13 protein-coding genes are annotated in these 15,703 nt (G+C 59.7%); 2 read left to right on the top strand and 11 right to left on the bottom strand.

The genetic code is table 11. The features are described from left to right. Window positions 1–73: 73 nt before the first annotated feature. From mgrA to ACIQWP_RS11290, 8 genes are all read right to left on the bottom strand, one after another. On the bottom strand, window positions 74–1,105 hold the full coding sequence (mgrA, locus tag ACIQWP_RS11255) for an L-glyceraldehyde 3-phosphate reductase (RefSeq protein ID WP_402786445.1): 1,032 nt from the start codon (window positions 1,103–1,105) through the stop codon (window positions 74–76). 69 nt (window positions 1,106–1,174) lie between these two features. After that, window positions 1,175–2,308, bottom strand: coding sequence for a Gfo/Idh/MocA family protein (locus tag ACIQWP_RS11260; protein WP_402786448.1), 1,134 nt, complete (start codon window positions 2,306–2,308; stop codon window positions 1,175–1,177). A gap of 11 nt (window positions 2,309–2,319) precedes the next feature. Further along, on the bottom strand, window positions 2,320–3,081 hold the full coding sequence (locus ACIQWP_RS11265) for a sugar phosphate isomerase/epimerase family protein (RefSeq protein WP_402786451.1): 762 nt from the start codon (window positions 3,079–3,081) through the stop codon (window positions 2,320–2,322). Window positions 3,082–3,159: 78 nt separating this feature from the next. Then, on the bottom strand, window positions 3,160–5,622 hold the full coding sequence (locus tag ACIQWP_RS11270; RefSeq protein ID WP_402786454.1) for a glycosyl hydrolase 2 galactose-binding domain-containing protein: 2,463 nt from the start codon (window positions 5,620–5,622) through the stop codon (window positions 3,160–3,162). Window positions 5,623–5,679: 57 nt separating this feature from the next. Continuing rightward, the gene (locus ACIQWP_RS11275) at window positions 5,680–6,771 is read right to left on the bottom strand and encodes an ABC transporter ATP-binding protein (protein ID WP_402786457.1); all 1,092 of its coding nucleotides are present in this window, start codon (window positions 6,769–6,771) and stop codon (window positions 5,680–5,682) included. Window positions 6,772–6,774: 3 nt separating this feature from the next. Further along, window positions 6,775–7,671 (bottom strand): carbohydrate ABC transporter permease, encoded by an 897-nt coding sequence (locus ACIQWP_RS11280; RefSeq protein WP_402786460.1) that lies wholly within the window; start codon window positions 7,669–7,671, stop codon window positions 6,775–6,777. A gap of 12 nt (window positions 7,672–7,683) precedes the next feature. Next, window positions 7,684–8,574, bottom strand: coding sequence for a carbohydrate ABC transporter permease (locus ACIQWP_RS11285; RefSeq protein WP_402786463.1), 891 nt, complete (start codon window positions 8,572–8,574; stop codon window positions 7,684–7,686). Between the two features lie 90 nt (window positions 8,575–8,664). Further along, window positions 8,665–9,903 (bottom strand): ABC transporter substrate-binding protein, encoded by a 1,239-nt coding sequence (locus tag ACIQWP_RS11290; protein WP_402786465.1) that lies wholly within the window; start codon window positions 9,901–9,903, stop codon window positions 8,665–8,667. Window positions 9,904–10,362: 459 nt separating this feature from the next. On the opposite strand from ACIQWP_RS11290, the gene ACIQWP_RS11295 reads away from it, so the two are divergent. Beyond that, complete coding sequence (locus ACIQWP_RS11295; RefSeq protein WP_402786468.1) at window positions 10,363–11,394, top strand: LacI family transcriptional regulator; 1,032 nt, start codon at window positions 10,363–10,365, stop codon at window positions 11,392–11,394. A 62-nt stretch (window positions 11,395–11,456) separates the two neighbouring features. On the opposite strand, the gene gndA is transcribed toward ACIQWP_RS11295, so the two are convergent. Next, window positions 11,457–12,884, bottom strand: a complete 1,428-nt coding sequence (gndA, locus tag ACIQWP_RS11300; RefSeq protein WP_402786471.1) for an NADP-dependent phosphogluconate dehydrogenase — start codon at window positions 12,882–12,884, stop codon at window positions 11,457–11,459. Window positions 12,885–13,180: 296 nt separating this feature from the next. Between gndA and ACIQWP_RS11305 the strand changes: the two genes are divergently transcribed. Beyond that, window positions 13,181–13,579 carry an SRPBCC family protein gene (locus tag ACIQWP_RS11305; RefSeq protein ID WP_402786474.1) on the top strand — a complete coding sequence of 133 codons (399 nt, stop codon included), beginning with the start codon at window positions 13,181–13,183 and terminating at the stop codon, window positions 13,577–13,579. A gap of 102 nt (window positions 13,580–13,681) precedes the next feature. Here ACIQWP_RS11305 and ACIQWP_RS11310 read toward each other — a convergent pair whose 3' ends face one another. After that, on the bottom strand, window positions 13,682–14,293 hold the full coding sequence (locus ACIQWP_RS11310; protein ID WP_402786477.1) for an ABC-type transport auxiliary lipoprotein family protein: 612 nt from the start codon (window positions 14,291–14,293) through the stop codon (window positions 13,682–13,684). Window positions 14,294–14,331: 38 nt separating this feature from the next. After that, window positions 14,332–15,702: an MlaD family protein gene (locus ACIQWP_RS11315; RefSeq protein ID WP_402786480.1), complete on the bottom strand. Its 1,371-nt coding sequence runs from the start codon at window positions 15,700–15,702 to the stop codon at window positions 14,332–14,334. Window position 15,703: the final 1 nt, after the last annotated feature.

Genomic DNA, 15,703 nt, shown 5'->3' on the forward strand with positions numbered 1-15,703 from the left:
TCTTCCAGAGACCGCGACGAGCACCAGCATCAAGTAAAACGCCCGGAAGCAGCTTCCGGGCGTTTCAAGATTATCAGTCTCGCTCGGCCGATTTGGCCCAGAGATTGACGTCGGCCTCCTTGGCATAGACGTCAATCTGCTTCAGCTCCTCTGCCGTAAATTCGAGATTGTCGAGCGCCTTGACACAATCGACGATCTGCGACGAACGGCTGGCACCGATCAGCGCCGAGGTGATGCGGCCACCACGCAGAACCCAGGCAATCGCCATCTGCGCCAGCGTCTGGCCACGCTTCTCGGCAATCTCGTTGAGCTTTCTTATATTGTCGATGATCGACGGACGGATGTAGTCGCGCTTCAGGAAATGGTTCTGCGCCGCGCGGCTATCGTCCGGAATGCCACCCAGATACTTCGTCGTCAGCATGCCCTGGGCAAGCGGCGAGAAGACGATGGAGCCGATGCCGAGATCTTCGAGCGCATCCACCAGACCGTCGTCCTCGACCCAGCGGTTGAGCATCGAATAGCTCGGCTGATGGATCAGGCATGGCGTACCGAGGTCCTTCAGGATGGCGGCAGCCTCGCGCGTGCGCTGCGAGTTGTAGGAGGAAATACCGACATACTGCGCCCTGCCCGAACGGACGATATGGTCGAGCGCGCCGCAGGTTTCCTCGAGCGGCGTATCCGGATCGAAGCGGTGGGAATAGAAGATGTCAACATAGTCGAGGCCCATGCGCTTCAGGCTCTGGTCGCAGGAGGCGATCAGATACTTGCGGCTGCCCCATTCGCCATAGGGACCCGGCCACATGTCGTAGCCCGCCTTGGAGGAGATGATGAGCTCGTCGCGCAGGCCGGCGAATTCGGTGCGCATGATCTCGCCGAACGCGGTCTCGGCGCTGCCGGGGGGCGGTCCGTAATTGTTGGCGAGGTCGAAATGGGTGATGCCGAGATCGAAGGCCGTGCGGCACATGTCGATCTTGCGGTCATGCGGCGTGTCGCCACCGAAATTGTGCCAGAGCCCCAGCGATACGGCCGGCAGCTTCAGACCGGAACGGCCGGTCCTGTTGTATTTCATTTTCGAATAGCGATCGGATGCCGGTTGCCAGGCCATGGTGAAATTCCTTCGAGATGAAAAAGCGCGCGGGTTGTTCACCCGCGCGCAAACTAGCTTTTCTAAGGCTCACTTCAAGAGGGCTTGCGCCTCTTCGATGCCGAGCGCTGCCGGCTGCGTGCAGGTCGTTGTGAGGTCGATGAAACGACCTTCCTCGCCGGACTTCAGGATCGAGGTCATGACATCGACGCCATGCAGCGTGCGGTCGAGCGAGCAACGCGCATCGCGCCCGTCGATCAGCGATGCCGCCATGTCGGCAAGGCCGGCCGTGCGATAGTTGGCGCGCGCGCCGCTCGGGCTTTCCTGATTGGCAATGCCGAAAGGATGCGCCCAGTTTTCCAGCGGCTTGATGTCCTTGTCGCGGCCGCTCGCCTCGACGGTGCCGCCGAAGAAGTTCGGGTCGGGCACGTAGAGCGAACCCTCGGTGCCGTAGAGCTCCATATTGGCATGGCGATGCGACCAGACATCCCAGCTCGCCGTCAGCGTGATCCGGGCGCCGCTGACGAATTCAAGCAGAGCCTGGATCGTCGTCGGCGTCTTCACCGGGATCGTCTCGCCGTTGCGCGGCTGGCTGGTGATGGTACGGGTCGGCGATGCCATGGAGGTCATCGCACCCACGCGCTTCACCGGGCCGATCAGGTTGATGAGGTTCGCGACATAGTACGGGCCGAGGTCGAGGATCGGGCCGCCGCCGGGCAGGAAGAAGAAGTCCGGGTTCGGATGCCACATTTCCATACCGGGGCTCATGACATGGCATGACCCCGAGGTGATGCGGCCGATGCCGCCCTCATCGATGAATTTACGGGCAAGCTGATGCGCGCCGCCGAGGAAGGTATCGGGAGCGCAGCCGACGGCTAGCCCCTTTTCCTTGGCGATGCGGCGCAGCTCCTCGCCCTGTTCCAATGTCAGCACGAGCGGCTTTTCGGAGTAGACGTGCTTTCCGGCTTCGAGGATGCGCTTGGAAACCGGGAAATGCGCATCCGGGATGGTCAGGTTGACGATGACGTCGAGCTCGTCATTGGCGAGCAATTCGTCGATGGTCTGGGCCTTGACCTTGTATTCCTCGGCGCGCAGACGCGCCGCATCCATGTTGATATCCGCGCACGCCAGCACCTTCAGACCCTTGAAGAGCGGTGAGAGCGAGAAGTAGGTGGTGGAGATATTGCCGCATCCGATGATGCCGACGCCAAGTTCCTTAGCCATGTGAAAGTGCCTCAAAAGCTCTTGAAGGATGCGATGGAGCGTGTGATCAGGCGATCGACATCACTCGGGTTGTCATGTTCGACGACGAAGTGCTTCGCCTTGGTGCCGGCCAAAGCCTTGAGCAGCTTTGCCCACGGAACGGTGCCGTGACCGACATCGGCCCAGCCGTCTTCATTGGTGTTCTCACCAGCCGGCGCGATGTCCTTGACGTGAACGGCCGTGATGCGCGGACCGAGCTCTTCGATCCAGGCGAAAGGATCGCCGCCACCGCGGATCACCCAGGCGATATCGGCTTCCCAGGAAATATCCGGAGCGGCTTCGAAGATCTGCTCGATCGGCAGCGAACCGTCAGCCTGCTTGACGAATTCGAAGTCGTGATTGTGCCAGCCGAATTCGAAGCCCGCGTCCTTGTAGGGCTTGCTCATTTCCTGCAGGCGCTTGCCGAAAGCGCGCCAGCCGGCAGCATCGTTCGGGCGTTGGTCGGCACCGATATGCGGCGCATAAATCGAATCCATGCCGAGCGTCTTGGCAATGGCGAGCGACTTCTGCACTTCGCCGTCGAGGAAGTCCGGGCTGAAATGGCCGCTTGCCATCGTCAGGCCATTCTTGTCCAGTTCGGCGCGCAGGTTCTTGAGGCCCGTCTCGTCCAGATCGGCATAGATGCCGCCGAAACCTTCGACCTCGGCATAGCCGGCCTTGCCGAGCTTTACTAAGATCTCCGAATAGGGCTGGAAATTGCGGGCGCTATAAAGCTGAAATCCAAGTTTCGTCATCGATAGTCCTCCAATGGCCTCCCGGCCGTCTGTCTTGGGCTTGTGGCCCCGAAAACGCCGCCGTGACGGCGTGATAGCTCAATCCACCGACTGGCTGGATTGCAGATCGTAGATGCGGAATTCAGGCACACCGCCTGCCAGGCGCTTGGCCGGCGTAAAGATGACGCGGCGGCTTTCGCCTGCGGCAAGATCGAAGGCGTTGTCGGAATAGCGCCCCTCCACCTCGCTCTCGATCATCACGAAGAGCGCAAGTCCCTTTGCGGTGATAGTGAGTTCCACCGTCCCGTTTTCCTCTTTCTCTTCCCTTAGCACCGTCAGGCCTGCTGGCTGCAGCTCAAGCGCCTTGTAGGTGCCGTGGACATAGTGGCCCTCACCGCCCATGCCGTTGGATGCGGTGAAACGCCATGCCAGCAGGCAATCGGCGGGAACCTGATCCGCGTCGATCGACAAGGCCGTAACGGCCGCATCCGGCGTGCAGACGGCATGCGCCGTGGTCAATGGCACGCGCTCGCCGTTGAGTTTCAACAGCGAGACGGAAATATCAGCCGTGACATCAGCATTGGTGTCGTTGACCAGGGAAAAACGGATCGTCTTGTTGTCTTCGGAGGGAATTGCCGCGACGGATACCGGCTGGAAGAAGCGCCGCACCAGATAGTGCATCACCTTCCAGCGGCCGCCATAATCCAGGCTCGACCATGAAGCCACAGGCCAGGTGTCGTTGAGCTGCCAGTAGATCGTGCCCATGCAATGCGGCTTCAGCGACCGCCAATATTCCACCGCCGTCTTGATGGCAAGGCCCTGCTGGACCTGGCTCAAATAGACGAAATTCGGAAAATCCTTCGGGAAGCGGAAATAGCGGAACATCGTGCCGGCGATGCGCTCATTGCCGCCGGCGTTCTTCTGGTGCAGTTCCATGACCGGAGAAGCGATGTTCATATCCTTCGCCTCGGCATAGGTCTCGATGATCGGCAGCGAGGTGTAGGACTGGAAGCCGAATTCCGAGCAGAAGCGCGGACGAACGGACCGGTAATTGTCGAAGGACTTGTTCTCGTGCCAGACCGACCAGTAATGCATGTCGCCGGAACCGTCGGCATGCCAGGCGTCGCCGAAATTGAGATAGCCCGAGGCTGGGCTCGACGGCCACCAGATCGCATCCGGCAACGCCTTCTTCATCGCCGTCTCGATCGTCCTGTTCAGGCGGTCGTAGGAGACGAGATAACGATCGCGATCTTTACGGGACTCTTCAAACCACGTCAGCGCGCCCACCAGTTCATTGTCGCCGCACCAGAGAACGATCGAGGGGTGCGTCGCGAGCCGGCGGACCTGATAATCCACCTCTTCCTCGACATTATCGAGGAAATCGCCCGTGGACGGATAGAGATTGCAGGCGAACATGAAGTCCTGCCACACCATCAGCCCCAGGCGGTCGCAGGTGTCGTAGAACCACTCATGCTCGTAGAAGCCGCCGCCCCAGACGCGAATAGCGTTCATGTTGGCTGCGGCCGCGGACTGCAGCAGATCCTCGGTCGCGGCCGGGTTGGAGCGCGAAAACAGCGCGTCGGCCGGAATCCAGTTGGCACCGCGGGCGAAGATCTCACGACCATTCACCTTCAGCGCGAAGCGGCTGCCGGCTTCATCCTCGGTGGTGATCAGCTCGACCGTACGCAGGCCAATCTGCCGCGTGACGGTTTCGAAATTGGTTTCCACGGACAGAGCATAGAGCGCCTGCTCGCCATTGCCCGCCGGCCACCAGAGCTTGGGTTTGTCGACATGGAAGAAATGGGTAATCGACGTTTCGCCGGCGTTGACGCCGACATCAAGGCGCACCCGCTCGTCATCGAGCGAGAAATAAAGCTGCGTAATCCCCGTTGCCTTGGCAAACAGCGCGACCGTCACCTTAAGATCGACCGAGCCGTCTTCGTTGTGAATCTGCTGGGTAACGACATTCTCGATGCGGGCGATTTCGAGCTTCTTCAGCGCGATCGTCCCATAGAGGCCAAGCGGCGCGATCGCGATATTCCAGTCCCAGCCGAAATGGCATTGCGGCTTGCGCAGCATGTTGCCGTTCGGGATCGGCGAATTGCCGGTGCTGTAGGGAATGTAGAACGGCTGTTTCGCCTGCAGGGCGGCGCCGGCTGAAATGCTCGAATGCAGAACGATGCGAATGGTATTCGCGCCCGTCTTCAGCGCCTTCGATACATCAGGGCGATAACGCTGGAAGCAGTTGTTGGCCTCCAGCACGAGCGCATCGTTGACATAAACGCTGGCGACAGTATCGAGATAGTCGATATCGAGATACCAGTCACCGCCGACGTCATCGAGCGTAAAACTGCGCGTCAGCTCCCAATCCTGCTTGGCGACCCACTGCACGACCTCTTCGTTGCGTGCGAAATAGGGATCGGGAATAAGCCCCTCCGCATGCAGCGCGGAATGAACATCACCGGGCAGTGATATGGATAGCAAATGACCGCTGTCGGGAGACGTCAGCCTCCAGGAACCGGCGAGATCGACGGCGGAATTTTCATTGATCGAAGACGACATCGGACCTCCCCGGACCGCTGTAAGGTGGAGGCGGCAAGACCGCCCCCTTGCATGGGATCATATTCTGAGTTCCGTCTGCGCATCAAAGAGCGATGCGAGAGACATGTCAAAGCCGAGCTTCACACCCGTACCGGGGCCAAAACGCCTGGCGCCGTTCACGCGAACCGACATGGTATGGCCGGCATGCTTCAGCCAGAGCAAATTATCGGCGCCCATCGGCTCCTCGATATCGACGGTGGCATCATGGACCTCGGCGCCGGATGCGGCCGCTTCATTGACCTTGATGTGCTCGGGGCGGACGCCCAGCACGACTTTGCGGCCGGCCTGCAGCCCCTCGCCGGCCTTGTAGCCATCGAGCGAGAACAGCACGTCATTGGTCGCGAACACGACCTTGCCTTCGCGGTTCACCAACTCGCCCTTCAGGAAGTTCATCGAAGGCGATCCGATGAAGCCGGCGACGAAGAGATTGCGCGGCGCGTTGTAGATCGTCGTGGGATCGTCGAGCTGCATGATGACGCCGTTCTTCATGATGGCGATGCGGTCGGCAAGCGTCAGCGCCTCGATCTGGTCGTGGGTGACGTAGATCATCGTGTTCTGCAGCGACTGATGCAGCCGTTTGATCTCCACGCGCAGCTCCGAGCGCAGCTTGGCATCGAGGTTCGACAGCGGCTCGTCGAAGAGGAAGACATCGACATCGCGCACCAGCGCACGGCCAATCGCCACGCGCTGGCGCTGGCCGCCCGAAAGCTCGGCCGGCTTGCGCTTCAAGAGCGGCTCGATCTGCAGGATCTCGGCCGCGCGCGCGATGCGCTTCTTGATCTCGTCCCCCGGCACCTTGGCGACACGCAGGCCGAAAGACAGGTTCTTTTCGACCGACATCTGCGGATAGAGCGCATAGGACTGGAACACCATGCCGATGCCGCGGTCCTTGGGCTCTTCCCAGGTGACGTTCTTGCCCTTGATGAAGATCTGGCCCTCGCTGATGTCGAGCAGGCCGGCGATGCAGTTGAGCAAGGTCGACTTGCCGCAGCCGGACGAGCCGAGGAGCACGAGAAACTCGCCGTCATTGATCTCGAGATTGAGATTTTTCAGAACGTTGACCGCACCGAAATTCAGCGAAAGGTCTTTGATGGAAACGCTGCTGTTCATGGATCAACCCTTCACTGCGCCGGCGGCGATGCCCCGGACGAAGAGCCGCCCGGACACGAAATAGACGATAAGCGGCACCGCGCCCGTGAGAAGCGTTGCGGCCATGTTGACGTTGTATTCCTTCACGCCCTGCACGGCGTTGACGACGTTGTTGAGCTGCACGGTCATTGGATAGTTCTGCGTGCCGGCGAAAATGACGCCGAACAGGAAGTCGTTCCAGATGCCGGTGATCTGGATGATTGTGGCGACGGCGAAAATCGGGAGCGACATGGGCACCATGATGCGCAGGAAGATCTGCCAGAATCCCGCGCCATCGACGCGCGCCGCCTTGAAGAGCTCGGGCGGAAGCGAGGCGAAATAGTTGCGGAAGAGCAGCGTGTTGATCGGCATGCCAAAGATCGTATGCACGAGCACGATGCCGCCGAGCGTTGCGAACAGGCCGAGTTCCCGCAGCACCATGACGAGCGGATAGAGCATGACCTGATAAGGGATGAAAGCGCCGAACAGGAGGATCGTGAAGAAGACTTCCGATCCCTTGAAGCGCCAGTTGGCCAGCGCATAGCCGTTGATCGATGCGACGGCGGTCGAAACGATGACGCTCGGAACCAGGATCTTCACCGAGTTCCAGAAGCCGACCTGAATACCGTGGCAATAGAGGCCCGTGCAGGCCTGCGACCAGGCTTTCACCCAGGGTTCAAAGGTGATTTCCAAGGGCGGCGCGAAGATATTGCCCAGGCGTATCTCAGGCATGCCCTTCAGCGAGGTGACGATCATCACGTAGAGCGGCAGCGCGTAGTAAAGCGCGGCAAGTCCGAGAATGCCGTAAAGCATGATGGTGCGCGGCGCGAAGCGGCGCTTGGGTTTGGCGCCCGAAGGCTCGATTGTGGTGGCAAGTGCCATTTGGTGCCTCCCTTATCTGCGCTTTTGGCGGAACTCGTAGAGAGCCCACGGCACGACGAAGATGAACACGGTGACCAGCATGACCGTGGAGGCGGCAAGCGCTTGCCCAAGATTCGAACGCTGGAACATGAAGTCGTAGACATATTTGGCCGGCATCTCGGACGCGAAGCCCGGCCCCCCGGCGGTCATGGCGACGACCAGATCGTAGACGCGCACGATGCCCGAAGCGACGATGACCAGCGTGGTGACGAAGACGCCACGCATCATCGGAATGACGACGAAAATATAGGTTCTCCAGGCGGGGATACCGTCAACCCGCGAGGCCTTCCAGATCTCGCCGTCAATGCCGCGAAGACCCGCCAGCATCAACACCATCACGAGACCGGTGCCCTGCCAGAGCCCGGCGATGACGAGCGCGTAGAGCACCGTCTTCTGATTGCCGAGCAGCGCGAAATTGAACCATGTAAACCCCATGTCCTGGGCCAGCTTCGGCAATCCCAGCGCTGGATCGAGTATCCATTGCCAGACGAGGCCGGTGACGATGAAGGACAGGGCGAAGGGATAGAGGAAAATGGTGCGAAAGGTATTCTCGAACCGGATCTTCTGATCCATCAGCACGGCCAGAATGAAGCCGACGACGAACGAGAAAACGAGGCTGAGAACGCCGTAGGTCGCAAGATTGCCGATCGAAATGTTCCAGCGATCGGTGCCCCACAGACGCTGATACTGCGCCAGGCCGACGAAATTGGAGCTCGGCAGCAGTCTCGAGTCGGTGAATGAGTAGATGACGGTCCAGAGCGTGCAGCCGACGAAGACGACGATTACCGTCAACACCATGGGTATGGCGGCGATCTTCGCATTGAGGTTGCGGAACAGACCAAATGGCCGGACAGCGTTAGCCATCGATACCTCCGTTGGTGGCGTGACCGGGACAGGCGAAAACTCTCGCCTGTCCCGATGCCGGCCATCGCGATTGATAGGATGGTCGTGTGCTTACTGCGCCTGCTTGAAGATCGCGGCCTGCTTTTCGATTGCCTCATCCACGGTCATCTTCGACGAGAAGAACTGCAGTCCGAGATCGGTCATCTGGCCGCGCGTATCCGGGTCGATTAGCTGGGTAACACCCGGCACGACGTTGTCCGGATTCTTCAGGATTTCCAGACCCTTCTTCATGCAGCTGCTGGCCGCGCTCAGATCGATATCGCCGCGAACCGGCAGGGAGCCCTTTGCCAAGTTGAACTTGACCTGGGTTTCCTTGGAAACCAGCATGCTTGCAAGCTCGAGCTGCGCCTTGGTGATGTCAGCATTGCTGTTCTTCGGGAAATAGAAGCTGTCGCCACCGGTATCGAGCAGGCCATTGAAGCCGAGACCCGGCAGGCAGTCGTAATCCTTGCCGGCAACCTGCTTGGCAACGCCGAACTCGCCCTGTGCCCAGTCACCCATGATCTGTGCGGCAGCCTTGCCGGTGATGACCATGTTGGTGGCGACGTTCCAGTCGCGGCCGGAATAGCTCTCGTCAACCAGATCACGAGCCTGTGCGAAGGCGTCCCAAACCTTGCGGTTTTCGGCGCTCTTCACAGCGTCTGCGTCCTTCTTCTGGTAGATCGCCAGATAGGTTTCCTTGCCGCCGATGCCGATCTGCATGACGCTGCGCATGCCGTCGACCTGCCACGGAGCACCGGTCGCAAGCGGGATGATACCCTTCTCGCGCAGCTTCGGCGCGTCGGCCACGAACTCATCCCAATTGGCCGGAACCTTCATGCCATTGTCTTCGAACACATGCCGGTTGACCCACATCCACTGCCAGGAATGGATATTGAGCGGCACGCAATAGACGCGGCCCTCATAGGTGCAGGAGTTCAGCAGGCTGGCCGGACGAATGATGTCCTTCCAATGTTCCTTCTCGGCAAGATCGGTCAGATCGGTCATCAGGCCGGCCTTGACGAGCTCTTCGGCGTCACGGCCCGTGTTGAGCTGCGTGGCGCCCATGGGGTTGCCGCCGAGAATGCGGCTGACGATCAGCGGCGTCGCGGTGGAACCGGACCCGGCGATCGCACCGTCGACCCAGTGATTGTTGCCGAGAGCATTGTACTGATCCGCCAGAACCTTCACGGCAGCAGCTTCACCGCCCGATGTCCACCAATGCGTCACTTCGAGATCAGTCGCGTTTGCTGAGAAGGCCGGAATCGCGACAGATGCGAGCAAAGCGGCGGCCACCAAACGAATATTCATGAGTTCTCCTCCCTCACTGAAACGTTGCCGGAAAAACCTAGTCGAATCATTTTCGGCACGCAACCGCCTATCCGGAAAATTTTTAGAGACGTGAAATTATGCAATCCCTGATTATATTTAGCCTGTGGAAGATATATAGATTTGACGCATCACAGGTGAAGCGACTGAAAGTGGGCGAATGTTAATATATTGATATTACTTTATTTTATAAGATATCCGCTTATCGGACGACTCCACATCGCTTTGGCGTCGACCTAATGATGAATTTCATCACCAAACACAACCAGAAGAATATTATCGCAGAACCGCGCCAAAATATCGCTCGACATTCATACTGTATCGTTACAGTTTCTGACACAGGTGGAGGAAGAACCGCATTGCGCCTATGCTTGCGGAGCGGGTATCGGCAATATAAGCGGATCGGTCGCGGGAGGCGGCCAGGAGGCGAGCTTGATCGAAATGGATAATAAGAAAATTTCAGGAGGTGGTACCCAGCCCGGGCCTGAGCGGCCGACGCTGAAGACCATCGCCTTCATGACCGGGCTTGGGATTACCACCGTTTCGCGCGCCTTGAAGGATGCGCCGGATATTGGCGCCGAAACCAAGGAGCGGGTGCGCATGGTCGCCCGGCAGTTGGGCTACCAGCCGAACCGCGCTGGCGTGCGCCTGAGAACCGGCAAGACAAACGTCATCGCGCTGGTGCTCAGCATCGACGAAGAGATCATGGGCTTCACGAGCCATATCGTCTTCGGCATTTCCGAGGTTCTCGCCGGCACCCAGTATCATCTGGTCATTACACCGCATTCGCACAGCAAGGACCCTTTGGTTCCGGTGCGCTACATCCTCGATACCGGCTCCGCGGATGGCGTCATCATCTCGCGCACGGAGCCGGATGATCCACGCGTCGAGCTGATGCATGATCGCGGCATGCCCTTTTCCACGCATGGGCGGACGGATATGGGCATCGTTCACCCCTTCCATGATTTCGACAACGAAGCCTTCGCGCACGAAGCCGTGGGCGCGCTGGTCGCCAGAGGGCGCCGCCGCCTCGCCTTGCTGCAGCCCTCCAGCAAGCTCAGCTACTACGCTCATACCCGCATCGGCTTCCAGACGGGCCTGCATCAATATGGCGCCGAGGAGATCCCGCTCAGAATAACCACCGATAACCCGCTGGCCGATATCAAGGATACCGTCGAGGCGCTGATGCGCTCTCCGCATGCGCCCGACGGGATCGTCTGCTCCAGCAGCGGTGGCGCCATTGCCGTCAATGCCGGTATCGAGGCAGCCGGCTTCCGCCTGGGCCGCGACATCGACATGGTCGCCAAGCAATCGACTGACGTCTTGAGCTGGATCAGACCCGAAATCATCACGGTATCGGAAGACTTCCGTCACGCCGGTCGCGAGCTCGCCAAGGCGGTCATCGCCCGGATCGATGGCGTGGAGCCGGAGCTGCTGCAAAGCATCAGTCCGCCTGTCTGGCCGAAGAGCTGATAGCAAAAGCCCGCCGGATTTTTCCGACGGGCTCATTCTCATAATCGCATCAGACCGTTTCCTCAGCCCTGCGCACCGCTGCCCCATGGGCCGTGATGGATATCCTTGCCGTCGACACGGTCGAAGCCGTGTGCGCCAAAAAAGTCGCGCTGGGCCTGGATCAGGTTTGCGGTGCCGCGAGCCTGACGGTAGGCGTCGAAATAGGTCAATGCCGACGCCAGTGCCGGAACCGGCAGGCCGGATGCCGTTGCCGCCGAAACGATGCGGCGCAGCGACGGGATCGATTCCTTGACCATTTCTGCAAAAGCCGGCGTGACGATCAGGTTCGCCGCATCCGGGTTCTTCGTGAAGGCGCTGGTGATCTCGTCGAGGAACTGCGAACGGATGATGCAGCCGGCACGCCAGATCTTGGCGATGACGGGCATCGGAAGCGACCAGCTGAACTCCTTCGATGCTTCCGCCATCACAGCAAAGCCCTGCGCATAGGCGCCGATCTTGGCGGCGAACAATGCGAGTTCAAGATCCTTCAACAGGTCGGGACCGAAGCCAATCGGGAACTTGTAATCCGGCGTACCGAAGATCTTTTCGGCGGCTTCACGTTGGCTCTTGATCGCCGACAGGCTGCGCGCGGCAACGGCGGCCTCGATGGCGGTGGCCGGAATGCCCATGTTCTGCGCTTCGATGGCCGACCATTTGCCGGTGCCCTTCTGGCCAGCCTTGTCGAGGATGACGTCGGGCATGGCGCTGCCGGTCGCCGGGTCCTTGGCCGCCAGAACCTTCTCGGTAATTTCGATGAGGTACGAGTTGAGACGGCCCTTGTTCCAATCGCCGAAGATCGAGCTGATCTCGGCGGCGCTCTTGCCGAGACCGTCGCGCAGGATGCCGTAGATTTCGGCGATCATCTGCATATCGGCATATTCGATGCCGTTATGGATGGTCTTGACGAAATGCCCGGCACCGTCGTTGCCGAGCCAGGCAACGCAGGGGTCGTCGTTGTATTTGGCGGCAATCGAGGTCAGAACCTTCTCGACGCGCTTGTAGGAGTCTTCCGTGCCGCCAACCATGATGGACGGGCCGTGACGCGCGCCTTCCTCACCGCCGGACACGCCCATGCCGATAAAGGTCAGCCCGGTGTCCTTCAGACGGTCGAAACGGGCGATCGTATCGCGGAAATTGGCGTTGCCGGCATCGATCATGATGTCGCCCTTGTCGAGATGCGGCTGCAATGCCGCCATCTGCTGGTCGACCGGCTCGCCGGCCTTGATCATGATGATGATCGGCCGCGGCGGGCGGATGGCATCGACGAACTCCTCGATCGTCTTGCAAGGAATGATCTTGTCCTTGAGCGCGCCCGCATTGGCGTAGAATTCATCCGTTACCTGCGGCGTACGGTTGAACACCGCGATCTTGTTGCCTTTTTCGGCGATGTTGAGCGCCAGATTCGACCCCATCACAGCGAGACCGATCAGCCCGATTTCTGCCTTTTCCACGACAATCCTCCAATGAGCAGTTGATTGCGCCCGGCCCCACCCTGAAGACCCGGAAGACGCATCAACATCCGATGTGACGCAATGCCGCCGACACGCGGCGCGATCGGCGACAGCCCTGCGTTGGGGGTTGTTGTTGCACTCCGGACGGAAAACGGCAAGCCTTCGCGAGCCGTGAAACGTTCGCTTTGCAGGACTGTGCAAGAATGCTGCGGGATTCGTGATTCATCCATTTCCGAACCCGCGTCTGCTCAGCCGATCACAGCCCCATGAGGGTTGATATAGAGGAGGAAGCCACCATGTCGACCATGAGCGCGAAGATCATGCACATCACCATCGATCGCAGCTGGAAGGACGTCTACGATTACGCCGGTCGCCCGGAAAACATGCCATTGTGGGCCTCCGGCCTGGCTTCGGGACTGACCCGGGATGGCGATGAATGGGTTGCCGAAGGTACGCTCGGCAGTGCCCGCGTGCGCTTCGCACCTCCCAACGACTTCGGCGTCATCGACCATTGGGTAACGTTGAAATCAGGTCTGCAGGTCTACAATGCCTTGCGCGTCGTACCGAACGGCGATGGATGCGAGGTCATGTTCACCGTGCTCCAGCTGCCCGGCATGGACGATCGGCAATTCGCAGCCGACGCCGCGCATGTCATGCGGGATCTGAAGACACTGAAAGAGCTCTTGGAGCAATAGAGCGACTTCAGGAAACCGCTACGCAGTTTCCGCTCGGAATCGCGAAAACGAAGAGACAAGGCGGCTAAGCCTTTGCTGAAAGGCTGAACCGCTGCAGGTTTTTTAGAGCGAGCGCAGCGTCCAATCGACGAGTTCGCTGGTGACACCTGCGAATGCCGTGTCGAGCGCCCGGACGAAATCGGGGTTGCTGCCGCCGCTGACGGGCACGACCTTACGGAAGACATTTTGCGCCTTCACGGTGCCCGAGCGATCGTTCAGGATCTTTTCCGAAATTTCGACGACTGCCGTCTTGTGACCGCCAGAGGCATTGATCTCGAACGAGCGGATGTCGGTGACGATCTGATAGTCGATCGCAAGGCCCTGCCCCGGCACGCCGACGCCACCGAGCTTGCCGGTGTTCTCGAAGGCCTCGACCAGTTTCGACTGCACCATCTTGCTCAGCTTGTCGCTCCATTGCGACTTTCCGAGATACTGGATTTCCGAGGACGAAACGCGGATGACGATCTGGTTGCTATCAAGCGCCTGCAGCGCCGTCGGCGAGGGGATCAGGATCTGGCGGTTCTTGACCGAAGGTCCGTTCGCCTTCACCGAGGCGGAAAGATCGTAGGTGTCATTGTTCGTGCTCCCGCAACCTCCCAGCAAGGCCGCGAGCAACGGCAACGCGATCACAGCTTTCCACACCTGACGACGCTCACTCGACACGCAACCGACCATATTTCGCTTATCCCCTGGAGACCAGATATCGCTATTCATCAATGCCGCGCGCGGCCATCATAACTTTTGACCGTATCACCGCCGAAGATCAATCGCTGCGGATCTCGGTCGAAATTAGTGATTGTACTATTCAGATTGTCAACCGTGCCCCGCATGTCGTTGATGAGGGACTGGGCATCGCGCAGGCCGGTGCTTGAAAACCGCTGCAGATTGTCGGCGATCGGGCCGATGCGGGAATTGAGATTGTCAGCCATCTTCTTGAAGGATTCGAGCGTGTCCCTGGCTTCGGCAAACAGCGATTTCGTGCTGTCGTCGCCGAGCAGGGAATCGACCTTGGTCAGGATGCCGTCGACCTTGCCGGATGCCGAGTTGAGCTTGGTGGAAATATCGCGCGCATTGGCGATCGTCTGATCGATATCCTGCTGATGCGCCGCAACGGAACTGGCGACGTCACGGATCGATGCGACCGCCGTTCGCGCCTGCTTCGTCACGTCGGCAATATCGTCAACCGACCCCTTGATCTTGGCCGGATCGATCTGCGCGACGATCGCGTCGACACGATCCAGGGTCTTTTGCGCGTTCTGACCGAAGGTGGTGTAGGTATCGGCCGTCTGCTTAAAGCTGGCGATCGTCGCCTTCAGATCGGTCGTGGCATCCGCCACATTCGCCGTGATCTTGTCGGCATTGGCGATGACGTCGTTGACCTTCTGGGCATCGACGGCGCGCACCAGTTTCTCAATTGCATCCAGCGTCGAATCGACACGGGCCGAGACGGTCTTGAACGTATCGGAAAGCTGCCCGACGCTTGCCAGGAACCTGTCGATATTGTCGGAATTGTCGGCGAGCGCCTTGGAGAATTTCTGCGCGTTGCGCACGGTGTCAGTCAAAGGTCCGCGGGAATCCGAAATGAACCCCTGAATGTCGCCGATCGTATCGTTGGCGCGGTTCAAAATCTTGTCAGCGGTCGTCAGCAGGTTCGTCACGCTCGACTGGTCGGCGAGCAGCACCGCTCGCTTGCCGGTGTCGATCGAGCGCTTCAGGATGTTTTCGTCGGCGTTGCGGCCGCCGGAAAGTTCGATATAGGCCGCGCCCGTCAGGCCCTGGATCTCAAGAATGGCCTTGGTAGACGTATAAACCGGCGCATCGGCACGTACCTGCGTGAAAGCCAGCGAATAGTTCGGGTCGTCGGCATCGATCGAGAGCCCTTGCACCGAGCCGACCTGAATGCCGTTGAAGCGAACCGGCGAGCCGACGCTCAAGCCGTTCGCCGAGCCGGGAATGCGCACGACGAGCTCGACCATCGGACCGCCGCGGCCATATTCCGCCATCCAGTAGACGAAACCGAAGGCGGCCGCGATAACAAGCAGCGTGAAGAACCCGACGATCGTATAATTGGCTTTGGTTTCCATT

Source organism: Rhizobium sp. NPDC090279 (assembly GCF_044769665.1).
GTDB lineage: Bacteria > Pseudomonadota > Alphaproteobacteria > Rhizobiales > Rhizobiaceae > Rhizobium.